Source organism: Streptomyces sp. MNU89 (assembly GCF_020982505.1).
GTDB lineage: Bacteria > Actinomycetota > Actinomycetes > Streptomycetales > Streptomycetaceae > Streptomyces > Streptomyces xinghaiensis.
Genome location: NZ_JAJKLL010000001.1, coordinates 4968818 through 4991155, shown reverse-complemented (window position 1 = coordinate 4991155; position 22338 = coordinate 4968818). Strand labels below are relative to the sequence as shown.

Below are 22338 nucleotides of genomic sequence, written 5' to 3'. Positions count from 1 at the left end.
CCCATCCTAACGAGCACCGTCCAACACCTTGACACCCAGTGCAGTGCTGTCTAGTTTCTGGACAGTTCGCGGCCGAAGTGTCCAATGAAGGTGGGTCAAGGTGGGGATCTCGTATCCGCTCGGAGCGCCGGCGTCACACGTGACGTGGCGAGACGGCAAGCGCTACCTGTGGTTGCTCGGACTGGTGCTGCCCGCCTTCCCGTTCGCTGCATGGGGGCTGGCGGCGGCCACGGGATACGGCTTCTTCTGGTGGCTGCTGCTGCCGGTCGTCTTCGGCGTGATCCCGCTGGTGGACCTGCTGGTCGGCAAGGACTCCGACAACCCGCCCGACAGTGTCCTCGCCTGGCTGGAATCGGACCGGTACTACCGCTGGTGCACCTACCTGTTCCTGCCCCTCCAGTACGCCGGACTGGTGCTGGCCTGCTGGCTGTGGTCCCGCGGCGGCCTGTCGGCCGTGGACAAGGCGGGGCTGACCGTCACCATCGGTATCGTCGCCGGGTTCGGCATCAACACCGCGCACGAACTGGGCCACAAGAAGGACGCGCTGGAACGCGTGCTGGCACGGATCGCCCTCGCCCAGACCTGCTACGGGCACTTCTACATCGAGCACAACCGCGGCCACCACGTGCGCGTCGCCACCCCCGAGGACCCCGCGAGCTCCCGCCTGGGCCAGTCCTTCTGGGCGTTCCTGCCGCGCTCGGTGTACGGCAGCGCCCGCTCGGGCTGGCACCTGGAGAAGCAGCGGCTCGGCCGGCTCGGCAAGAGCCCGTGGAGCCCGCACAACGACGTCCTCAGCGCATGGGCGATGTCAGCGGCCCTCTTCGCCGTGCTCACCGCCGCGTTCGGGCCGGACGTGCTGCCGTACCTGGCGGTCCAGGCGGTCATCGGCTTCTGCCTGCTGGAGGTCGTCAACTACCTCGAGCACTACGGGCTGCTGCGGCAGAAGACCCCCTCGGGCCGCTACGAGCGCTGCACCCCGCAGCACAGCTGGAACAGCGACGACATCGCCTCCAACATCTTCCTCTACCACCTGCAGCGGCACAGCGACCACCACGCCAACCCGACCCGCCGCTACCAGGCCCTGCGCCACTTCGAGGAGTCCCCGCAACTGCCCACCGGTTACGCCGGGATGATCCTGCTCGCCGTCGTGCCACCGCTGTGGCGGCGGGTGATGGACCCCGGGCTCCTCGCCCACTACGAGGGTGACGTCACCCGGGCCAACATCCACCCCCGCACCAGGGGCAAGGTCCTCGCCCGTCACGGGAACCGCTGATGAGCCGCTACCTGTGCCCTGTCTGCGACTACGTGTACGACGAGCTCGCCGGCGCGCCGCGCGAGGGATTCCCCGCCGGCACGGCCTGGGCGCAGGTGCCCGACGACTGGCCCTGCCCGGACTGCGGGGTCCGCGAGAAGATCGACTTCGAGGAGTTGGCATGAAGGTCTGGGAATGCCTGGTGTGCGGTTTCGTCTACGACGAGGCGCAGGGCTGGCCCGAGGAAGGCATCGCCCCCGGCACCCGCTGGGAGGACATCCCGGACGACTGGTCCTGCCCCGACTGCGGTGCCGCCAAGGCCGACTTCCGGATGGCCGAGGCGTCCCGTGCCTGAGGCCGCGCCCCGCACCATCGCCGTGGTCGGCACCGGGATCGCGGGCGCGACCGCCGCGCTCACCCTGCGCGAGGAGGGCTTCGACGGCCGCGTCGTCCTGGTCGGTGAGGAACCCCACCCGCCGTACCGGCGTCCGCCGCTGTCCAAGGACCTCGTCAAGCGGGCCCTGACGCCCGAGCGGCTCCGCCTGAAGCCGCCGACGGTCTGGCAGGAACTCGGCATCGAACTGCGCACCGGCACGAAGGTCACGGGCCTCGCCGGCGGCGCCCTGGAATGCTCCGACGGAAGCCGGCTGCCGTACGACAGACTGCTGCTGGCGACCGGAGGACGCGCCCGCACCCTGCCGTTCACCACCGGACACGACCGTGTGCACACCCTGCGCGGCCTCGGCGACGTACCCGCTCTCCGCGCCGATCTGGAGTCCGGCGGTCCGCTGCTGGTCATCGGTGCGGGACTGGTCGGCCTGGAAGTCGCCGCGAGCGCCCGGCTGTCGGGACTCGACGTCACCGTCCTGGAAGCCGGCGCGGAGCCCCTGCACCGGGTGTTGCCCGGCCACCTGCGCCGCGCCGTCCTGGAGCTCCACCGCGCCCACGGGACCCGGGTGCACACCGGGGTGGCGCTCACTCGACTCGCCCGGCGGGACGGCATGCTCGTGGCAACCGCCCGGGACGGAAGGAGCTGGCACGCGCACACGGTGCTGGTCGCCGCCGGCATGCGGCCCGACGTCGAACTGGCCGCCCGGGCGGGCCTGGACGTGGGTGACGGCATACGCGTCGACGCCCTCGGGACGACCAGCGATCCGCGGGTCTTCGCGGCAGGGGACGTCGCGCTGTTTCCGGACCCGGTCCTCGGCCGGCGGGTGCGCGTCGAGCAGTGGAACCACGCCCAGCAGCAGGCCGCCGCCGTCGCGAGGAACATGCTCGGCGCCGGAACACCCTTCGCCGCGGTGCCCTGGACGTGGACCGACCAGTACGGCGTGATGCTGCAGATCGCCGGTCATTTCGCCGGCGCCGACACCCTGACGGTGCAGGGAGACCTCGCCGGTTTCGACTTCGCCGCCGTGGCGACCGCGAACGGACGCCCCGTGGGAGCCGCGGCGGCCGGCAGACCCCACGACTTCCGCGCCCTGCGGACGGCCCTCGGCGACCCGTACGACAGCCCGCCCCGAGCCGCCGCGCGGAAGCCGGAGGCCGCGCACGCACTCCTCACGGGCGGGCAACCGGCGTGCCACACCCACCTGCTGGAGCCCGGGGAGCCGGACGCCTTGGGAACCGGCGCGCCACACCCTGCCGCGGGGTGACGCTGGTCCGGACTCGCCCGGGCGGCTCGGTTCACCGCCTGCCGGAGCCGCCCTGCCGGTCGAACTCGCCCGCCTTGACGCCTGCGACGAGCCCGGCGAGCGCCGCGCGACTGGCCGCGAGGACGGTCCCGGGCATGTCGCTCTCCCGTATCAGCAGACGGCCGGGCACACCCGCGATCTCCAGGCAGTTCGGCCCCTCCGCCCCGGAGAACGAGGACTTCTGCCAGTGCACCTGTATCTCCATGGACCCGTTCCTCACAGTTCTCGTGCGATGTCGGCGATGAGCTGCCGGGACTGGCCGACATCGAGCGAGACGCTCTCGGCGACGTCCAACAACGCCTGATGCTTTTGGAGTTCGGCTTCGGCGTCAAGGTGGTGGCTCCCGGAGGGACTGTCCTTCTGCACCGTGTCGAGTTGCGGTACGACACCGGCCGCGTAGAGCAGGGGCTGGGTGACTTCGATGAACTGTTCGTTGCTGAAGGGGAGCACACGTACCGTCACACCAGGCCACGCCGACATCTCCAGCAGGTGCTCCAACTGCTGCCTGGTGACCTCCCGGCCGCCGAACCGCATCCTCAGCGCGGCCTCGTGGATGACCACCTCGTACGGCGGCGGATTGTCACGTTCAAGGGCCGACCGCCGTCGCATCCTGTGCTCGACCCGTGCCTCGATCTCGTCATCGGGCAGCGGTGGGATGCCGCCTCTGAAGACCGCACGCGCGTAGCCCTCCGTCTGGAGAAGTCCGGGCATGGAGAGCGTTTGCATCGAACGCAGGTGAACTGCATGGTGTTCCAGTTCCGCGATGTCCAGGAAAGCAGGAGCCAGGATCCCCCGGTACTCGTCCCACCAGTGCTGGCCCCGGTGCTCACGAGCCATGGCGCACAGCGCGTCGATCAGGGCTGTGTCCGCGCATGAGTAGTGCGCTGCCAGTCGCCGAATGCGCTCCTCACTCACACCGATACGGCCCGACTCGATGTTGCTGATCTTCGCCTGGTCCACTCCGAGCAGAGCGCCGGCTTCACGAGCGGGCTTCCCGGCTCGCTCCCTGAGCTTCCTCAACTCGGCGCCCAGGCGTGCCTGTCGGGCCGTGGGGTTGTCCCTCGGTGGCATGGGGGCGCTGGTCCTCTCTTCGGGCAACTCCGGCCATGCGCGTACGTATAGCACGAGACCACCCGCGAGGGTGATTCTCGCTCGACATACTTACTCCGGAGAATCCTTGCCCCCTACCTTCCGTGTGCATACCGCTACGCACGCCGGTAAATCCGCAGCGCGGCCGGTCCGCGCGTTGCGGACGGGCAGAGCCACGGTGGCGGGCGCCCGGTGGCCGTATCTCGCCAAGACCTTCTACCGGAGGACCCGTTGAGCACGCCCGTTCTCGTCAGCCCCCATGCCGACGTCCCCGTCCGCTCGTATTCCATGCAGGCGCCGAACATCCCCGAGACCGCCAAGGTCGCCCGCGACATGCTTACCGGGCTGCTGACGGTCACCGGGCACGCACCGCTCGTCGAGCTGGCGCGGCTGCTCGTCTCGGAGGTGGTCTCCAACGTCCATCTGCACACGAAGGTGAGCCGGCTGACGCTGGAGGCCACCGTCCGGACGGACCGGTTGCGGGTCTCCGTGCGGGACGACGATCCGTGCGGTATGCCCTGGCCGCAGGGGGCGCAGGGGGACGGCATGACGACGGAGCCGGAGACGGCGGAGCACGGGCGCGGACTGCTGCTCGTCCAGGCGTGCGCCGACGACTGGGGGACCATGTGGCATGGCGGACGGCCGCCCACCGGCAAGAGCGTGTGGTTCCAGCTCGTCGACCGGGGCGGGCGGTGACGGGACCGCCGCCGCCCCGGCAGCCCGCGGCGGACCGCCACCCGGTCTCCGAGTCAGGCCCGGTCCGCCGCGATCTGGCGGGCCATGATCGTGGTCAGTTCGTACGCGGTGTGGGAGGCCGCGACCGAGGTGATCTCCGCGTGGTCGTAGGCCGGGGCGACCTCCACCAGGTCCGCCGAGACCAGCCGGCAGCCGGCCAGGCCGCGCAGGATCTCCAGCAGTTCGCGGGAGGTCAGGCCGCCGGCCTCCGGGGTGCCGGTGCCGGGGGCGTGGGCCGGGTCCAGGACGTCGATGTCGATGGAGATGTAGAGCGGACGGTCGCCGATGCGCTCGCGGAGTTGCTGGGCGATCTCGTCCACGCCGCGCCGCATCACATCGGCCGAGGTGACGATGCCGAAGCCCATCTTCTCGTCCTCGTCCAGGTCCTTCCGGCCGTACAGCGGGCCGCGGATGCCGACGTGGGAGAGGGCCGAGGTGTCGAGGATGCCCTCCTCGACGGCCCGGCGGAACGGGGTGCCGTGGGTGTACTCGGCGCCGAAGTAGGTGTCCCAGGTGTCCAGGTGGGCGTCGAAGTGCAGCAGGGCGACCGGGCCGTGCCGGCGGGCGGCCGCGCGCAGCAGCGGCAGGGCGATGGTGTGGTCGCCGCCGAGGGTCATCATCCGGGCGCCGGTGGAGAGGATGCCGTCGGCCGCGGCCTCGATCGTCTCGACGGCCTCGTTGATGTTGAACGGGTTGGCGGCGATGTCACCGGCGTCGGCCACCTGCGCCAGCGCGAAGGGCGAGGCGTCCTGCGCCGGGTTGTACGGGCGCAGCAGCCGGGACGCCTCGCGGACGGCGTTGCCGCCGAAGCGGGCCCCGGGCCGGTAGGAGACGCCGCTGTCGAAGGGCACGCCGACCACCGCGACGTCCGCGGTGCCGCCGACCTCGTCGATCCGGGGCAGCCGCGCGAAGGTGGCGGGCCCGGCGTAGCGCGGGACGCGCGAGGAGTCGACGGGGCCCCGGGGAGGCCCGGTGCGCCCACCGGCGGCGGCGCCGCCGGCTCCGGCGTCCCGGTCCCGGCGTCCGGCCCCACCCGGCCCCGGCCCTCGTCCCGGCCCTGGGCCTCGTCCTGGTGGCTGCGGTCGGCTGAGGTCATGCGGGGGGCCTCTGCTCTCGGCGGTGGGGTGCGGCTGCGGTCCCCCCGAGCCTAAGCAGAACACCGGGTTCCGCACATGTACGTTTGCGAGTGGCCCCGCGCGCTATTTGGACAGGACGGCCATCCCCTGTCCGTACGGGTCACAATGGCCGTATGCCGATACCCAGCCCCGCCCCCGGCCGCGCCGAGCTGATCGACCACCTCGTCCGTACGCGGATCGCGGGCAATGTGGCCACGCCCCGGGACAACAACCTGTCCCACTACCGCAAGCTCGCCAACGGCGACCGCCACTACTGGCTCGGGCTGGAGCTCGGCGACCGGTGGACCGACGAGCAGGACGTGCTGGCGGTGATGGCGGAGCGCTGCGGCGTCGTGGACGACCCGGGGCACCGCGCCGGCCAGGACACGATCGACCCGGGGCTGACGGTGGACGCGCTGGACCGGATGGCGGCCGTGCTGCGCAAGTCCGCCGGGGAGGGCCACCGGGTGCTCTTCGCGACCGGGCACCCGGGCGGGCTGCTGGACGTGCACCGCACCCTCGCGGCCGGGATGCGGGCGGCGGGCTGCGAGGTCATGGAGATTCCGGGCGGCCTGCGGGCCGACGAGGGATTCGTCGTCCAGTTCGCCGACGTGGCGGTGCTGGAGCGCGGTGCCACCCTCTGGCACACCCACTCCCCCGCGCCGATGGCCGCGATCCTCGACGCCCTGGAGCGCGAGGGCCGGCCCCTGCCGGATCTGGTGGTGGCGGACCATGGCTGGGCGGGCTGCGCGGGCCGGCGCGGCGTCGAGGCGGTGGGATTCGCCGACTGCAACGACCCGGCGCTGTTCCTGGGCGAGGCGGAGGGCACCCTCGCCGTCACGGTCCCGCTGGACGATCACGTCCTCGACCCGCGCTTCTACGACCCGATGACCGCGTACCTGCTGGACGCGGCCGGCCTCCGGGGTCTGTCCGGCCGCTAGGCGGGGAGAGTGCCGCAGGGTGCGGAAAGCGGAACGGGAGGGCCGGTGCCCCATGGTCCAGGGCCCGGCCCTCCCGCACCTGTACGGCCCGGACGGGGCCGCCGTCCGTCTCCACGGCGGCCCCGCCGGACCCGGTCACGGGACACCTCACACCCGAGGCACCCGGACCAGCCCTTCTTGGATGACGGTCACCGCGAGGCGGCCGTCGGCGGTGTAGATACGGGCCTGTCCCAGCCCCCGCCCGCCGGAGGACGAGGGGCTGCTCTGGTCATACAGCAGCCACTCGTCCGCACGGAAGGGGCGGTGGAACCACATGGCGTGGTCCAGGCTCGCGCCGACCACGTCGCCGACCGCCCAGCCGCCGCGCCCGTGGGCGAGGAGGACCGAGTCGAGCAGCGTCATGTCGGAGACATAGGTGGCGAGGCAGACGTGGAGCAGTGGTGCGTCGATCTCCCCGCCCAGCTTGCCGTTCGTCCGGAACCATACCTGGGAGCGGGGCTCGCGCGGACCCTGCGCGGCGGTGGCGTACGGCGGCTCGTCGACGTAGCGCAGATCGACGGCCGAGCGGGCCTCCAGCAGCCGGTCCACGACGCCCGGGTCGCTGAAGAGATGCGCGTGCTTGGGCAGCAGCTCGGCCGCCGTCGGCAGGGTCTCCGGGTCGGGCGCGGCGGGCATCGGCTCCTGGTGCTCCAGCCCCTCCTCGTGGAGCTGGAAGGAGGCCGAGAGGTGGAAGATCGGCTTGCCGTGCTGCACCGCCACCACCCGGCGGGTGGTGAAGGAGCGGCCGTCGCGGATGCGGTCGACGGTGTAGACGATCGGCGCCCCGGGGTCGCCGGGCCGCAGGAAGTACGCGTGCAGCGAGTGCGCGGGGCGGCCGGGGTCCACCGTGCGGCCCGCGGCGACCAGCGCCTGGGCGGCCACCTGGCCGCCGAAGACGCGGGGGATCACCGCGGGCCGGCTGGCGCCGCGGAAGATGTTCTCCTCGATCCGTTCCAGATCGAGCAGATCGAGGAGACTCCGGAGTGCTTCGCTCATGTCGTCTGTGTGCTCAGCCGCGTGTGAGGGAGGCGGGCCCCGCCCTCACAGCCCCATCGACTTGGCGACGATGGTGCGCATGACCTCGCTGGTGCCGCCGTAGATGCGGTTGACGCGGTTGTCCGCGTACAGGCGGGCGATGGGGTACTCCATCATGTAGCCGTAACCGCCGTGCAGCTGGAGGCACTTGTCGATGACCTCGGCGGCCTTCTCGGTGCAGAACAGCTTGGCGGAGGCGGCGTCGGCGGCGGTCAGCTCACCGGCGTCGTGGGCGTCGAGGGCACGGTCGACCACGGCCTCCATGGCGTCCACGTCGGCCTTGCAGTCGGCCAGCACGAACTTGGTGTTCTGGAAGGCGGCCACGGGCTTGCCGAAGACCGTGCGGTCCCGGACGTACTCCTTGGCGAAGTTGACGGCCGCGGAGGCCTGGGCGTAGGCGCCCATGGCGATGGCGAGGCGCTCCTGCGGCAGGTTCTGGCCGAGGTAGGAGAAGCCCTTGCCCTCCTCGCCGAGCAGGTCCTCGGCGGGCACCTTGACGTCCGTGAAGGACAGCTCGGCGGTGTCGGACGTCTTCAGGCCCAGCTTCTCCAGCTTGCGGCCGACCGCGTAGCCCTCGGACTTGGTGTCGACGACGAAGAGGGAGATGCCGGCGCGGCGGTCCTCGGGGTTCAGCGGGGAGGTGCGGGCGCAGACGATCACGCGGTCGGCGTGGACACCGCCGGTGATGAAGGTCTTGGCGCCGTTGAGGACGTAGTGGCTGCCGTCCTCGGAGAGCTTGGCGGTGGTCTTCATGCCGGCCAGGTCGGAGCCGGTGCCCGGCTCGGTCATGGCGATGGCGAACATCATCTCGCCGGTGACGAACTTCGGCAGCCAGCGCTTCTTCTGCTCGTCGGTGGCGTACGCCTGCAGGTACGGCAGGCAGAGCCCGACGTGCACGCTGCTGCCGCCGAAGCTGACGCCGGCGCGGGCGCTCTCCTCGGCGATGATCGCCTGGAACTTGAAGCTGTGCTCGCCGGCGCCGCCGAACTCCTCGGGCACCTCGATGCCGAAGATGCCCAGCTCACCAAGTTTGTAGTAGAACTCGCGCGGGGCCTGGCCGGCCTCCAGCCACTGGTCGTAGACGGGGACGACCTCGGCGGCGATGAAATCGCGAATGGTCTCCCGGAACGCTTCCTGGTCCTCGTTGAACACCGTGCGACGCATCTCCGCACGCCTCCCTCTGCTGGAACCCCGGTGGTGGGCGGACCGGTGCCGGTCCGGGCAAGGCTCACCCGCATCCATGTCTAAGCGCTTGCTCAGGGAAAGCTACCCGGCAGTTACCCACACTGTCCAGAGACGTCCGTCACGGTGCGCGGAAAGGGCGGGCGCGGGCGGAGGCGGCGGCCGAGGGGAACGGGGACGGGAGCGGCGGGGGACGGGGATGGGAGCGGCGGGGAACGGAGGCGGTTCCCGCCGCTCACAGGGCGGGCACGGCCGCGTCGAAGGCCCCGCGCGCCAGCCGGTGCAGCAGGGCCGCCATCGGCTCACGTCCCGAGAGGGCGCCCGGGCTGCCGAGGTGCGGGGTGGAGTTGAGCAGGCCGAAGACGGCGTGCACGGAGGCGCGGGCCTCGTCCTCGGTGATGTCCGGATAGGCGTCGCGGACGACACCGACCCACAGCTCGACGTACTGCCGCTGGAACTGGCGGACCAGCTTGCGGTCGCTCTCCCGCAGCCGGTCCAGCTCGCGGTCGTGGAGGACGATCAGCGCCCGGTCGTCGAGGGCGAAGTCGATGTGGCCGTCGATGAGCGAGTCCAGTACGGCACCGGGCGGCCCGGCCGTCTCGGCGACCCGGCGCCGGCCGCCGTGCAGCAGCCGGCTGCTGATGCCGACCAGCAGCTCGGCGAGCATCGCCTCCTTGCCGGGGAAGTGGCGGTACAGACCGGGGCCGCTGATACCCACGGCCGCCCCTATCTCGTCCACACCGACGCCGTGGAAGCCGCGCTCGGCGAAGAGGCGCGCGGCCTCCCTGAGGATCTGCTCGCGGCGGGTGGGAGCCGCGCCCGTGGCGGCAGCGGGGGGAGTCATGAAGGCATTCTAGACAACGGGGGTTAGCGGTCGTTAACCTGAACCCGGACGTTAACGCTCATTAACCCCTCTGTCCGGGGGGCCGGGGCCGTGCACCGCACCCCTGGGCACGCCCGGACACCGGCGGGGCCGTGCGGACCGTCCTCGGGCGCACGCGGGCCCACGGCCGCCCACGGCACCGCCGCACCACCGCACACGAGCACCGAACGAGCACAGAGCACTGACCGAGCAAGGGAGCTCGACCATGCAGCAGGCACCCGTGCTGAGGAGCGCCGCCGATCCGGCGTCCGCGGCCTGGCGGGCCAACGAGGCGGCGCACCGCGAGCTGGCGGCGGAGCTGCGGGAGCGGCTGGCCGCGGCCCGGCTGGGCGGCGGCGAGAAGGCCCGCGCCCGGCACACCGCCCGCGGCAAGCTGCTCCCCCGGGACCGGGTGGACGCGCTGCTCGACCCGGGCTCGCCGTTCCTGGAGCTGGCCCCGCTGGCCGCCGAGGGCCTGTACGGCGGCGCGGCCCCGGCGGCCGGGGTGATCGCGGGCATCGGGCGGGTCTCCGGCCGCGAGGTGGTGATCGTCGCCAACGACGCCACCGTCAAGGGCGGCACGTACTACCCGATGACGGTGAAGAAGCACCTCCGCGCCCAGGAGGTGGCGCTGGAGAACCGGCTGCCCTGCCTCTATCTGGTCGACTCCGGCGGCGCCTTCCTCCCCCTGCAGGACGAGGTCTTCCCCGACCGCGAGCACTTCGGCCGGATCTTCTACAACCAGGCCCGGATGTCCGGTGCCGGCATCCCGCAGATCGCGGCGGTGCTGGGCTCCTGCACGGCCGGCGGGGCCTATGTCCCGGCCATGAGCGACGAGGCCGTCATCGTGCGCGGCCAGGGCACGATCTTCCTCGGCGGCCCGCCGCTGGTGAAGGCCGCCACCGGTGAGGTCGTCACGGCCGAGGAGCTGGGCGGCGGCGAGGTCCACTCGCGGATCTCCGGGGTCACCGACCATCTCGCGGAGGACGACGCCCACGCCCTCCGCATCACCCGCACCATCGTCTCCACCCTCCCGGAGCGCGGGCCGCTGCCCTGGTCCGTGGAGCCGGCCGAGGAGCCGGCGGTGGACCCGGCCGGGCTCTACGGCGCCGTCCCCGCCGACTCCCGCACCCCCTACGACGTCCGCGAGGTGATCGCCCGGATCACGGACGGCTCGCGCTTCGCCGAGTTCAAGGCGGAGTACGGCCAGACCCTCGTCACCGGCTTCGCCCGGATCCACGGCCACCCGGTCGGCATCGTCGCGAACAACGGCATCCTGTTCTCCGAATCCGCCCAGAAGGGCGCCCACTTCATCGAACTGTGCGACCAGCGCGGCATCCCGCTGCTCTTCCTGCAGAACATCTCCGGCTTCATGGTCGGCCGGGACTACGAGGCCGGCGGGATCGCCAAGCACGGCGCCAAGATGGTCACCGCCGTCGCCTGCACCCGTGTGCCCAAGCTGACGGTGGTGATCGGCGGTTCGTACGGCGCGGGCAACTACTCCATGTGCGGCCGGGCCTATTCACCGCGGTTCCTGTGGATGTGGCCCAACGCCAAGATCTCCGTGATGGGCGGTGAGCAGGCGGCCTCCGTGCTGGCCACCGTCAAACGCGACCAGTTGGAGGCGCGCGGCGAGGAGTGGTCCGCGGAGGACGAGGAGGCGTTCCGCGCCCCGATCCGCGAGCAGTACGACACCCAGGGCAACGCCTACTACGCCACCGCCCGGCTCTGGGACGACGGCGTGATCGACCCGCTGGAGACCCGCCAGGTCCTGGGTCTCGCCCTCACCGCCTGCGCCAACGCGCCGCTGCCGCAGCGGGACCCGGCCGCACCCGGCTACGGCGTCTTCCGGATGTGACGGGACGACGGACGAGATGACAACGGAGATGACGACGATGTTCGAGTCCGTACTGGTCGCCAACCGGGGCGAGATCGCGGTCCGCGTGATCCGCACCCTGCGCCGGCTGGGGGTGCGGTCGGTCGCCGTGTTCAGCGACGCCGACGCGGGAGCCCGCCATGTGCGGGAGGCCGACACGGCCGTCCGGATCGGTCCCACGGCCGCCGCCGAGAGCTATCTGTCGGTGGAGCGGCTGCTCGACGCCGCCGCCCGCAGCGGCGCGCAGGCCGTCCACCCCGGCTACGGCTTCCTCGCCGAGAACGCCGCCTTCGCCCGCGCCTGCGAGGAGGCCGGCCTGGTCTTCATCGGCCCGCCCCCCGGCGCGATCGAGCTGATGGGCGACAAGATCCGCGCCAAGGAGACGGTCCGGGCCGCCGGGGTCCCGGTCGTCCCGGGCTCCTCGGGCAGCGGACTCACCGACGCCGAACTGGCCACGGCGGCCCGGGAGATCGGCATGCCCGTGCTGCTGAAGCCCTCGGCGGGCGGCGGCGGCAAGGGCATGCGGCTGGTCCGCTCCGAGGAGGTGCTCGCCGAGGAGATCGCCGCCGCACGGCGCGAAGCGCGCGGCTCCTTCGGGGACGACACCCTGCTCGTGGAGCGGTGGATCGACCGGCCCCGGCACATCGAGATCCAGCTGCTGGCCGACGGCCACGGCAACGTCGTCCACCTCGGTGAACGCGAGTGCTCCCTCCAGCGCCGCCATCAGAAGATCGTCGAGGAGGCCCCCAGCCCGCTGCTCGACGAGGCCACCCGGGCCGCCATGGGCGAGGCCGCCGTGCAGGCCGCACGCTCCTGCGGCTACCGGGGAGCGGGCACCGTCGAGTTCATCGTCCCGGGCAGCGACCCCTCCGCGTACTACTTCATGGAGATGAACACCCGCCTCCAGGTCGAGCATCCGGTCACCGAACTCGTCACCGGCCTGGACCTGGTGGAGTGGCAGCTGCGGGCCGCCGCCGGGGAGCCGCTCGGCTTCGGCCAGCAGGACATACGGCTCACCGGGCACGCGGTGGAGGCCCGGCTCTGCGCGGAGACCGCCCGCGCGGCGGACGGCGGCCGGGTGGACTTCCTGCCCTCGGCCGGCACGGTCCGCCTGCTCCGCGAACCGGCGGGCGAAGGCGTGCGCGTCGACTCCGGCCTCTCCCCGGGCACCGAGGTCGGGACGGCGTACGACCCGATGCTCGCCAAGGTCGTCGCCCACGGCCCGGACCGCGCCACCGCCCTGCGGCGGCTGCGCGCCGCGCTCGCCGGGACGGACGTCCTCGGGGTGGACACCAACGCCGGCTTCCTGCGCCGGCTGCTGGCCCATCCGGAGGTGGTGTCGGGCGAGATGGACACCGGACTCGTCGACCGCGACGCGGCCTCCCTGCTGCGGCCGTCCGTACCGGCGGAGGTGTACGCGGCGGCGGCACTGCTCCGCCACGCGGCCCTGGCCGCGGGCGGGGGCGCGGACGCGGGACGCGCCTCCGGGGAAGCCGGAGGCCCCGCTGCCCCGGGCGGGGCGGCCGGCGACGCGGCGGGTGCGGCCGGTGCGGCGGCCGGTGGCCCGGAGGGCTCCGGGGGCCGCCCGGGATGGACGGACCCGTTCTCCGTACCGAGCGGCTGGCGGCTGGGCGGCACACCGGCCTGGACGCCGCACCCCGTCGGGATCCCCGGCCACGAGCCGGTGACCGTCCACGTCCGGGGTCCGCTGCACGCCGCGGAGATCCGCATGGAGGAGTCGGCCGTCACCCCGGCGGCCACGCCCGCGCCCGCCGGGACCGCGGCCGCCGCGGGGCCGGACGGAGCGGTCCGGGCTCGGCTCGTCCCCGGCAGCGACGGGCCGTCCGCGCCCGGCGCCCGGCTGCTGGTGGAGTACGCGGGCGTCACCCACGTGTTCCACCACGCGCCGGACGGTGCCGGAGGGCACTGGCTGGGCCGGGACGGCGACGCCTGGCACGCCACCGCCCACGACCCCGTGGCCGCCGCCCTGCGCGGCGGCGCGGGCGCCGGGCAGGCCGGGGCCCTCACCGCCCCGATGCCCGGCACCGTCACGGTCGTCAAGGCGGCCGTGGGCGACGCGGTCACCGCCGGGCAGAGTCTGCTGGTCGTGGAGGCGATGAAGATGGAGCACGTCATCGCCGCACCGCACGACGGCACCGTCACCGAGCTCGACGTGACACCCGGCAGCACCGTCGCCATGGACCAGGTCCTGGCCGTCGTCGCACCGCACGAGCCGGCCGCGACGGCCGATGGCGGACCGGCCGCTCCGGCCGCCGCGATCACCGAGGAGGCGAGCGATGTCCCTTCCTGACGGACTCCCCATGACCGTCCCCGCCCCCGGCCTGCCCGCGCGGGTCCGGATCCACGAGGTGGGCCCCCGGGACGGTCTCCAGAACGAACAGGCCGTCGTACCGGTCGAGATCAAGGCCGAGTTCATCAAGCGGCTGGCCGCGGCCGGGCTGGACACCATCGAGGCGACCAGCTTCGTCCACCCCCGATGGGTGCCCCAACTGGCCGACGCCGAGCAGCTGATGCCCCTGCTCGGCGGCCCGGAGCTGCCCGCCGGGACGCGGCTGCCGGTCCTCGTCCCCAACGACCGGGGGCTGGAACGGGCGCTGGCGCTCGGGGTGCGGGAGGTCGCCGTCTTCGGCAGCGCCACCGAGTCCTTCGCCAAGGCCAACCTCAACCGGACGGTGGAGGAGTCGCTCGCCATGTTCGAGCCGGTGGTCGCCAAGGCCGCCGCGGCGGGCCTGCGCGTCCGCGGCTATCTCTCCATGTGCTTCGGCGACCCCTGGGAAGGAGCCGTTCCGGTCGACCAGGTGGCCGGGGTCAGCCGGCGGCTCCTGGACCTGGGCTGCGACGAGCTGAGCCTCGGCGACACCATCGGCGTGGCCACCCCCGGCCATGTGGCGGCGCTGCTGACCGCGCTCGGCGCGGCCGGGGTGCCCGCCGGCCGGCTCGCGGTCCACTTCCACGACACCTACGGCCAGGCCCTCGCCAACACCCTCGCCGCCCTCCAGCAGGGCGTCACCACCGTCGACTCCTCCGCGGGCGGCCTCGGCGGCTGCCCCTACGCGAAGAGCGCCACCGGGAACCTCGCCACCGAGGACCTGGTCTGGATGCTGCACGGCCTCGGCATCGAGACCGGGGTCGATCTCGGCCGTCTCACCGCCACCAGCGTGTGGATGGCCGCCCACCTGGGCCGACCCAGCCCGTCCCGCACCGTCCGTGCCCTCGCGGGCACCCCCTCCCACCAGGAGAACTGAAGCCATGCCGATCGACCACCGCCTCGCCCCCGAGCACGAGGAACTCCGGCGCACCGTCGAGGAGTTCGCCCACGACGTCATCGCCCCGAAGATCGGCGAGTTCTACGAGAACCACGAGTTCCCCTACGAGATCGTCCGCGAAATGGGCCGGATGGGCCTCTTCGGCCTGCCGTTCCCCGAGGAGTACGGCGGGATGGGCGGCGACTACCTCGCCCTCGGCCTGGTCCTGGAGGAGCTGGCCCGGGTGGACTCCTCGATCGCCATCACCCTCGAAGCCGGGGTCTCCCTCGGCGCCATGCCCGTGTACCGCTTCGGCACCGAGGAGCAGAAGCGGGAGTGGCTGCCCCGGATGTGCTCCGGCGAGATCCTGGGCGCCTTCGGCCTGACCGAGCCGGACTGCGGCTCGGACGCCGGCGGCACCCGCACCACGGCCGTCCGCGACGGCGACGCGTGGGTGATCAACGGCTCCAAGTCCTTCATCACCAACTCCGGCACCGACATCACCGGCCTCGTCACGGTCACCGCCGTCACCGGCCGCAAGCCGGACGGCCGCCCCGAGATCTCCTCGATCATCGTGCCCTCCGGCACCCCCGGCTTCACCGTCGCGCCCGCGTACTCGAAGGTCGGCTGGAACGCCTCGGACACCCGCGAACTGTCGTTCTCCGACGTCCGGGTCCCGGCCGCCAACCTCCTCGGCGAGGAGGGCCGCGGCTACGCCCAGTTCCTCCGCATCCTCGACGAGGGCCGCATCGCCATCTCGGCCCTGGCCACCGGCCTCGCTCAGGGCTGCCTGGACGAGTCCGTGTCCTACGCCAGGACGCGCCGGGCCTTCGGGAAGCCGATCGGTGACAACCAGGCGATCCAGTTCAAGCTGGCCGACATGGAGATGCGCGCCCACACCGCCCGCCTGGCCTGGCGCGACGCGGCATCCCGGCTGCTGGCCGGCGAGCCCTTCAAGAAGGAGGCGGCCCTGGCCAAGCTGTACTCCTCGGAGATCGCCGTCACCAACGCCCGGGAAGCCACCCAGATCCACGGGGGCTACGGCTTCATGAACGAGTACCCGGTGGCCCGGATGTGGCGCGACTCCAAGATCCTGGAAATCGGCGAGGGCACGAGCGAGGTCCAGCGCATGCTGATCGCCCGCGAACTCGGCTTCGCCTCCTGAACCGGCCACCGGCCCACCGCACAGTCCGCTCGGCCCGGCCCGGATCCCCGGGCCGGGCGCCTCGACAACTTGACCGGAACGCCAACTTTCCCGGTGTGGTGATGCACGCCCGGGTCGCCGGAGGCAGCCGGGAGTCCGCACTGACGCTCGGCTTTCCCTGGCCGGACTGAGGACGCGCGGAGCCGGCCGGCGGGGCGCCTGCCGGCCGGCGCCGTGCGGGTACCGGTCCGGTCCAGTCGCGTACCGGTTCGGGGCGGGAGAACCGTGAACTCACCGTGGGCTGTCGCTCTTGCGGAAGACCAGCAGGTACCTCCAGAAGAGAAGCCTGCGCAGGGTGGCGCCGGGCAGCAGTTCGGAGGTCTCCCGCCGGATCTCGGCCAGGGACATCGCCGGTTGCCGCACCGGCGCCCGGACGGACCGGACCCTCTCGGGACCGTGGGCGCCCGAGCCGCCCGCCGCGCGCACGGTCTCCGCCGCGCGGACCGCGAGCCGGGCCACCGCGTTCGCCGGGACGGCCGCGAGGCTCCACGCCCGGTCCAGCGGTGACGTCTCCCGGTAACAGCCCAGGATCACCAGGACGCCGCCCGGGGCCAGTGCGTCACGCAGCTCGGCGACCGTGCCGAAGGGCATGTGGTGGATGCTCGCCAGGCAGGAGATGAAGTCATAGTGCTCCCCGGGCAGTCCGGTCCGGGTGATGTCCGCCTGGCGGAAACGCGGTCCGGGCCGCCCACCCCGGCGCTCCGACCGCGCCCGGGCGGCTTCGATCACCTCCGCCGCCGGGTCCACCGCGTCCACCGAGATGCCCCGGTCCGCGAGTCTGCGGGCGAACCCGCCGGTCCCGCAGCCGACGTCCAGGGCGGTACGGCAGCCGCCGGGCACGTGACGCAGGATCAGGCGGTGGTAGTGGTCGTTGTGGTCGAAAGCCATGGGTGCCAGAGTGCCCCGTCTCCCGTCCTCCCGTTCCCGCCGGCGTTGGTCAGCCGCTCAGGAGGAGCCACACCAGCACCAGCAGCAGCGCGGCGAGGACAGAGAACGCGATGACCACCCCCACACGGGCGTCCTTGTCCTCGGCTACCCCGTAGCCGTCCCCGCCGTACCGGAGCTCAGGGCCGGGGAGCACGGTGCGCGTCGCGGGAGTGGGCGGCCCGGGTTCGCGCTCCCGGACGGGTCCGCGGTCCCGTGGGGTGGGCTCGTAGGGCGGCGGCGGGGCGGGTGGCCGAGCGGGGCCGGGTACGGCCACCGGCACGGGGCCGGGGCCGGGTGTTTCCGCCGCCCGGTCCTGCCGGGCCGTCCGGAGAAGGGCCAGCCAGACCGCGTCCCCGAGCCCCGGGCCGTGCTTGTGCTCCAGGATCCGGTCGACCGCCGCCCGGCCCGCGAGATCCGCGCCGAGGGCCAGCCGGGGCAGCACCGCCGCCAGCCGGCTGCTGATCCGCGCATCCCGCGCCAGCGGCCGGACAGCCCAGTGGTAGAGCGCGGCGGCATTGGCGGCCCGGGTCTCGTCGGCGGGCGGGGGGCCGGCCGAGGGGCGCGGCCGGCTCGTCACGAACAGCCCCATGTCCAGCACGGTGTCGCACAGTTCCCGCTGCGGCGTGCGCCCCCACTCGCTGTACCGTCCGGCGATCTCCCGCACCAGCAGGCCGACGGCCGCGTACGGGATGTGCTCCTGCCGCAGTGCCGTGATCAGGTGCCGGTCCGCGGTGCCCGCGGCGGCGTCCACGGCCTGCCGCCGTCCGGTGGGCGACTCCTCCATCGTCCGCAGGGCGGTGAGGAGTTCCGGGTAGCCCACCGTCCGCTTCCGCTTCCGGAGGCGGGGGATCAGGCGGCCGGGCGTGGGCTCGGCCGGCCACTCGGGGCGGACGCGCGGCAACCCGGCGAACCCGCCGGCGGCGACCGTCCCGGACTCGGAGGGCCGGGCGGAGGGTGCGTGCACGGGTGGTTCGCTCCCGTGCGTGCCGGGGGCGAACGGTTCGGACCCGGGCCGTAGCGGCATCGGCCGTTCGGGCACGGGCGGCTTCGTCCGGGCGGGGTCCCTGCGTTCGGGATCCCTGCGTTCGAGGTCCCTGCGTTCTGGCTCCCTGCGTTCGGAGTCCGGTGCGGCGGTTTCCCTGCCGGCGGACCCGGGAGCGGCGGAGGCGCGCCGTACGGGTTCCGGCTGGAGGGTCCGCTCTCCGCCGCGTTCCGCTCCGGCGGACCGATCCCGCCGCCGGGGGTCCGCCCATGTGCTGCCCGGCTCCGCGGCTTCCTGCTCCGCGGCTCCCTGTTCCGCGGTCCCCCGTTCCACGGCCCCCGGCACCACCGTCCCCGGTACCACCAACCCCGGCGGGCCGGGCACCCGCGGATCGGCGGGCCCGGGCGGCGCCGCTCCCGGCCCGGCCGGCTCCGTGCGCACCGTTCCCGGTCCGGTGGGTCCCGCACCTGCTGAGCCCGGGGGGAACTCCTGCTCGCGGTATTGGTCGTGGGGATCGTCCCGCTCCTGCGGCGGGCGCGGACCGCCGGGGCCGAAGACCCCGTCCCCCTGCCGGAAACCGGCGCCGGCGCCGTACGAGTCCCGCGGTCCGGCCGCCGCTCGCCGTCCGCCGCCCGGGGGCCGGCTCAGTGCGGTCAGGGCCCGCTCCGCGGAGCCGAGCAGGACCCGGCCGCTCCCGGCGCCCGCCAGCGCCTTCGCCACCTCGTACTCGTGCCCCTCCCCTTCCTCGACCCGGCGCAGGTAGTGGTCCACCAGTTCGGCCGCCACCCGCTCGGCCCGGTCCCCGAGCCGTTCCCGTGGGTCCATCCGGATCCGGTCGGTGCCCTGGGAGACCGTGCCCGGCCAGCTCCGGACGAAGAGAAAGCGGATCGCCGGGTCCTCCGCGGTGTCGTGGGTGGCGAAGGTCCATCCCCCGGGGCGCACCCCACTGAAGAGGCCGTGCAGCCCCCACAGCACCCGGCGGGCGCTGTCCCCGCCCGCCCGGTCCAGCACGGTGAAACCCTGCGCGGGGTCCCGCAGGAACTCGGCGGCCACGGCCGTCAGCGTCTCCGCCACGTCCGGGAGCCCCGCCCGCAGCGTCCGCTGCCCGTCCTCGGCGGAGGGCCGCAGCGCGGACTGGTGGACCGCCTCCAGGCCGCCCCGGACGTCACCGAGCGGGAGTCCGCTGCCCGCCCACGACCAGCGGCCCAGCCCCAGGCAGAGATCGGCGTCGAGGATCCCGGGCGGCCCGAGCAGCGCGTGGCAGACCGTGCTCGACCGCCGCCCTTCCGGGTCGGGCCAGGGGGACCGGTGGACGAGCATGGCCTGCCCGCCCTGCTCCAGCCTGATCAGGGCCGGGACCGTCTCCGCCGCCGTGCTGCGCAGGAGCGCGGCCGCCCGGCGGAAGAACTCCTCGGCGGTCTCCCGGTCGCACGACCAGGCGACCGGGCCGAAGCCGGTCGTCCCCAGGGTGTTGCCGGCGTCCCAGCGGAAGACGATCTGGTCCACCCATTGCTCATGACGGACCATCAGGTCCCCACCTCTTTCCATCGTGCGCCGGGGAGGAGCCCGCTCATGGCGAAGACCGACAGCAGCGGGGTCAGCACCCGCCGCGGTCTGATGCCGTGCGGGTAGACGTCACCGCGGACCTGGGCTCCGGTCGCCGCCACGAAGTGCAGCGTGCACCGGGCGCAGTCGTCGAACGGCTTCAGCCAGGACGCGTTGCCGTGGTGGGCCACGAAGGCGTAGGCGTCACGGCTCTCGGCGAGCAGGTCCTCCTCGTCCGGGTCCGCCGCGCGGCTCAGCCAGCGGTCCACCGAGGGGTCGAACCGGATCAGATCGCTCTTGTTCAGGGCGACCGCCGCCGGTGCGTCGATGTAGGGGCCGATCCGCGGCACTCTGTTGAGGACGGTGGTGAACGCCTCGTCGCCCAGTTCCCGCTGGTGGAGGCCGGTCCTGGCGCGGACGGGTTCCAGGGCCGGGAGCCGCAGGGCCCGCAGCGGGTCGAGGACGAAGATGAAGGCGCCCACGCCCATCAGGAAGCTGGTCACCTCGCCGTTCTGCACCAGGTCCTCGCCGGCGAGGTCGAAGAAGAGCACGGGCCGCGTCACCCCGCCGCCGGTGACGAGCAGCCCGTCGGCGAAGTGGGCGAACGACGTCTGGCCGGTGCTTTCGAGCCTCTTGCCCCGGTGCAGGCGCTGGACCCGCTCCCGGATGAACTCCCGGTGGGTGTCCGGGTTGAGGGGCAGGCACTTCAGCCCGTACGGCTCCAGTCCGCCCTGCTCGATCTCGCCCAGCATCGCGGCGAGGAGGTGTGTCTTGCCGGCCGCGGAGCTGCCCACCAGCGCGACGGTGAGCGGCTCGCCGTTGGTGAGGAACGGGACGGGCAGGTGGTGCGGCGCGTCCGCCGGGGCGTGCGGGCAGGACTGGTACGCCTGCCGCAGCGCGTCCTGCCGGTGCATCGGGCGCCGTTCCCGGCTGAGGTCCAGCGGCCGGAAGACCCGCTTGTCGTCCAGGGTGACCAGCCGTGTCTCGTCGTACTCCACCGGCAGCAGGCAGTACGGGCAGAGGGTGGGCCGGGCGGGCGGAGGCGGGGGCGTTGGCGGTGAATCCACGGGCTCGCGCGGGCGGCCCGGGAACCGCGCGGCAGCCAGAAGCGCCAGGAGCGGGGCGGGGTGGGGTACTCGTAGCACTCCTCCTGCGGCAGCTCCGCGGTGCCGAGTTCCTTCCGCTTCTTGACGCGCTGGGCGTCGAACTCGGCGCGTCCCGCACTGAGCGGGTCGGCCGGGGCGGGCGCGGAGAGCGGGTCGGGCACCTGGAGCAGGCGCATCAGGTCGGACGGGCGGGGCCGGTTCACCGCGCGCGGGTCGAACAGGCCGCTGTCGGCCGGCGCGGCCAGCCGGCGGAACTCCCCGAGGTCGTGGGGCGGTTCCGCGGCGGGGCCGGGGCGGCCGGACAGCAGGAAGTAGACGAGCCGGCCGACGGCCCACAGGTCGTCACGGGTGTCGGCGGTCCCCGTGCCCTCGCGCTGTTCGGGCGGTGCCCAGGGCGCGGCGCCGAAGGGCTCCCGCGGCTCGCCGATCCGCTGTGCGCCGTAGGGCTCGGCGAGGCGGACGTGGGTGCCGTCCCAGCGGACCGTGTCGGGGGTGATCTCCCGGTGGACCAGCCCCGCATCCTCCAGCAGGCGGACGGCGAGCACGAGTTGCGCGATCAGCTTCTGCTGCTCGGCGACCGTCAGCGTGCCCTGCCGGCCCGCGAGGGGCTTCCCCTCCGGGGCGCGGTAGAGCACATACGGCTCCGCCGCTTCGAGGTCGAAGCCGACCAGCCGGGTGAACACCTCCGCGAACCGCTCGGAGCCGTACCGCCGTTCGAGCGCGACCGCGGCGCCGACCTGGCGCTCCAGCGCCCCGTACGCGGCGTTGTCGCTCTGCCCGGAGAAGGGCAGCCGGTACTGGAGGACGCGCCTGCCGTCGCCGAGGGTCACCGTGCGGGCCGCCAGCGGCTTCCGCCCGGGGATCCGCAGGCCGGTGTGGAGGCGGGCGATGGTCCGGTGCGCCTCGCCGCCGGGGGTGAGGAACTCCAGCTCCACGCTCCCGCCCTCACCGCCGGCGCCGGCGGCAGCGCCGGCAGTTCCACCGGCACCGGCAGCGCCGCCGGCCGCCACGCCGTCGTTGGTCCTCATCGTGGTTCCCCCTCCTCCGCCCTGACGGTGCGGACGATCTCGGCGCGCAGCGGTACGAGACACAGCACGCCCGCGTGGCGTCCGCCCGGCGTCCAGACGATGTCCTCGCCCGCGGCGTGCCAGCCGTCCCGCGGCAGGTCCGGTTCCGCGCCCCGGCGCATCGCCTCCGGGGCGAACCGCACCTGCCGCACCGCCGTCGGCTCCCTGGAGAGCATCCGGCGGTGCTCGGCACGGCAGAGCGGAACGGCTTCGTCCACGCCGCCGTCCGGGCCGAGCAGCTGCCCGGCCCGGTCGGAGGAGACCCCCAGCAGCTCGGCGGCTCCCGGACGCTCTCCGGGTTCGGCGGAGAAGGCGGGCGGCGAGGTGGCACCGTCGCGCCGGAGCCCGGCCCGCTCCTCCTCCAGCAGCTCCGTCATCGGCCGCCGCACCGAGCCCCGTCCCGCCTCGGCCGGATCCCGCT

Annotated in this window: 20 protein-coding genes and 1 pseudogene; 10 read left to right on the top strand and 11 right to left on the bottom strand. The window is 73.5% G+C overall.

Features of this window, described 5'->3' with window-relative positions; genetic code table 11:
- Positions 1 to 139: 139 nt before the first annotated feature.
- From E4N63_RS21410 to E4N63_RS31225, 4 genes are read left to right on the top strand one after another with little or no spacing between them, the layout of a single operon-like run.
- Complete coding sequence (locus tag E4N63_RS21410; RefSeq protein WP_125622762.1) at positions 140 to 1273, top strand: alkane 1-monooxygenase; 1134 nt, start codon at positions 140 to 142, stop codon at positions 1271 to 1273.
- Positions 1273 to 1437, top strand: a complete 165-nt coding sequence (locus E4N63_RS21405; protein ID WP_125622761.1) for a rubredoxin — start codon at positions 1273 to 1275, stop codon at positions 1435 to 1437. Before E4N63_RS21410 ends, E4N63_RS21405 begins: the two co-directional genes overlap by 1 nt.
- Positions 1434 to 1607 carry a rubredoxin gene (locus E4N63_RS21400; RefSeq protein WP_043467119.1) on the top strand — a complete coding sequence of 58 codons (174 nt, stop codon included), beginning with the start codon at positions 1434 to 1436 and terminating at the stop codon, positions 1605 to 1607. The genes E4N63_RS21405 and E4N63_RS21400 overlap by 4 nt, the downstream gene beginning before the upstream one ends.
- The gene (locus tag E4N63_RS31225; RefSeq protein WP_230241474.1) at positions 1600 to 2907 is read left to right on the top strand and encodes an FAD-dependent oxidoreductase; all 1308 of its coding nucleotides are present in this window, start codon (positions 1600 to 1602) and stop codon (positions 2905 to 2907) included. Before E4N63_RS21400 ends, E4N63_RS31225 begins: the two co-directional genes overlap by 8 nt.
- Positions 2908 to 2938: 31 nt before the next feature.
- Here E4N63_RS31225 and E4N63_RS21390 read toward each other — a convergent pair whose 3' ends face one another.
- Together E4N63_RS21390 and E4N63_RS21385 are read right to left on the bottom strand one after the other, a co-directional pair.
- The gene (locus E4N63_RS21390) at positions 2939 to 3151 is read right to left on the bottom strand and encodes a DUF397 domain-containing protein (RefSeq protein WP_230241473.1); all 213 of its coding nucleotides are present in this window, start codon (positions 3149 to 3151) and stop codon (positions 2939 to 2941) included.
- A gap of 11 nt (positions 3152 to 3162) precedes the next feature.
- Positions 3163 to 4017 (bottom strand): helix-turn-helix transcriptional regulator, encoded by an 855-nt coding sequence (locus E4N63_RS21385; protein WP_230241472.1) that lies wholly within the window; start codon positions 4015 to 4017, stop codon positions 3163 to 3165.
- A gap of 249 nt (positions 4018 to 4266) precedes the next feature.
- Here E4N63_RS21385 and E4N63_RS21380 point away from each other — a divergent pair, with 249 nt between their 5' ends.
- Complete coding sequence (locus E4N63_RS21380; protein WP_125622751.1) at positions 4267 to 4731, top strand: ATP-binding protein; 465 nt, start codon at positions 4267 to 4269, stop codon at positions 4729 to 4731.
- Positions 4732 to 4784: 53 nt separating this feature from the next.
- On the opposite strand, the pseudogene speB reads toward E4N63_RS21380, so the two are convergent.
- Positions 4785 to 5744 (bottom strand): annotated as a pseudogene (gene speB / locus E4N63_RS21375) (agmatinase); the annotation flags it as partial.
- A 275-nt stretch (positions 5745 to 6019) separates the two neighbouring features.
- Between speB and E4N63_RS21370 the strand changes: the two are divergent.
- Positions 6020 to 6826 carry a phosphatase gene (locus tag E4N63_RS21370; protein WP_125622750.1) on the top strand — a complete coding sequence of 269 codons (807 nt, stop codon included), beginning with the start codon at positions 6020 to 6022 and terminating at the stop codon, positions 6824 to 6826.
- 147 nt (positions 6827 to 6973) lie between these two features.
- Here E4N63_RS21370 and E4N63_RS21365 read toward each other — a convergent pair whose 3' ends face one another.
- The 3 genes from E4N63_RS21365 to E4N63_RS21355 all read right to left on the bottom strand — a co-directional run bounded on the left by E4N63_RS21365 (position 6974) and on the right by E4N63_RS21355 (position 9926).
- Entirely contained in the window at positions 6974 to 7861 is an 888-nt protein-coding gene (locus E4N63_RS21365; RefSeq protein ID WP_125622749.1) for an acyl-CoA thioesterase II, read from the bottom strand.
- A 45-nt stretch (positions 7862 to 7906) separates the two neighbouring features.
- On the bottom strand, positions 7907 to 9064 hold the full coding sequence (locus E4N63_RS21360; RefSeq protein ID WP_230241471.1) for an acyl-CoA dehydrogenase family protein: 1158 nt from the start codon (positions 9062 to 9064) through the stop codon (positions 7907 to 7909).
- Between the two features lie 253 nt (positions 9065 to 9317).
- Positions 9318 to 9926 (bottom strand): TetR/AcrR family transcriptional regulator, encoded by a 609-nt coding sequence (locus tag E4N63_RS21355; protein ID WP_043467084.1) that lies wholly within the window; start codon positions 9924 to 9926, stop codon positions 9318 to 9320.
- Positions 9927 to 10170: 244 nt separating this feature from the next.
- On the opposite strand from E4N63_RS21355, the gene E4N63_RS21350 reads away from it, so the two are divergent.
- From E4N63_RS21350 to E4N63_RS21335, 4 genes are read left to right on the top strand one after another with little or no spacing between them, the layout of a single operon-like run.
- Positions 10171 to 11802, top strand: coding sequence for a carboxyl transferase domain-containing protein (locus tag E4N63_RS21350; protein WP_125626400.1), 1632 nt, complete (start codon positions 10171 to 10173; stop codon positions 11800 to 11802).
- Between the two features lie 37 nt (positions 11803 to 11839).
- Entirely contained in the window at positions 11840 to 14131 is a 2292-nt protein-coding gene (locus tag E4N63_RS21345) for a biotin carboxylase N-terminal domain-containing protein (RefSeq protein ID WP_230242585.1), read from the top strand.
- A complete protein-coding gene (locus E4N63_RS21340) occupies positions 14118 to 15086 on the top strand; it encodes a hydroxymethylglutaryl-CoA lyase (protein WP_125626399.1) in 969 nt (322 codons plus the stop codon). Before E4N63_RS21345 ends, E4N63_RS21340 begins: the two co-directional genes overlap by 14 nt.
- A 4-nt stretch (positions 15087 to 15090) precedes the next feature.
- Entirely contained in the window at positions 15091 to 16251 is a 1161-nt protein-coding gene (locus tag E4N63_RS21335; RefSeq protein WP_230241470.1) for an acyl-CoA dehydrogenase family protein, read from the top strand.
- Between the two features lie 270 nt (positions 16252 to 16521).
- On the opposite strand, the gene E4N63_RS21330 is transcribed toward E4N63_RS21335, so the two are convergent.
- Genes E4N63_RS21330 through E4N63_RS21310 form a run of 5 tightly spaced genes read right to left on the bottom strand, consistent with a single transcriptional unit; the run spans position 16522 to position 22294 of the window.
- Positions 16522 to 17178 (bottom strand): bifunctional 2-polyprenyl-6-hydroxyphenol methylase/3-demethylubiquinol 3-O-methyltransferase UbiG, encoded by a 657-nt coding sequence (locus E4N63_RS21330; protein WP_125626397.1) that lies wholly within the window; start codon positions 17176 to 17178, stop codon positions 16522 to 16524.
- 49 nt (positions 17179 to 17227) lie between these two features.
- Positions 17228 to 19726 carry a hypothetical protein gene (locus E4N63_RS21325; RefSeq protein WP_230241469.1) on the bottom strand — a complete coding sequence of 833 codons (2499 nt, stop codon included), beginning with the start codon at positions 19724 to 19726 and terminating at the stop codon, positions 17228 to 17230.
- Positions 19726 to 20538, bottom strand: a complete 813-nt coding sequence (locus E4N63_RS21320) for a hypothetical protein (RefSeq protein ID WP_230241468.1) — start codon at positions 20536 to 20538, stop codon at positions 19726 to 19728. The genes E4N63_RS21325 and E4N63_RS21320 overlap by 1 nt, the downstream gene beginning before the upstream one ends.
- Positions 20451 to 21878, bottom strand: coding sequence for a hypothetical protein (locus tag E4N63_RS21315; RefSeq protein ID WP_230241467.1), 1428 nt, complete (start codon positions 21876 to 21878; stop codon positions 20451 to 20453). The genes E4N63_RS21320 and E4N63_RS21315 overlap by 88 nt, the downstream gene beginning before the upstream one ends.
- Entirely contained in the window at positions 21875 to 22294 is a 420-nt protein-coding gene (locus E4N63_RS21310) for a hypothetical protein (RefSeq protein ID WP_230241466.1), read from the bottom strand. The genes E4N63_RS21315 and E4N63_RS21310 overlap by 4 nt, the downstream gene beginning before the upstream one ends.
- Positions 22295 to 22338 lie beyond the last annotated feature (44 nt).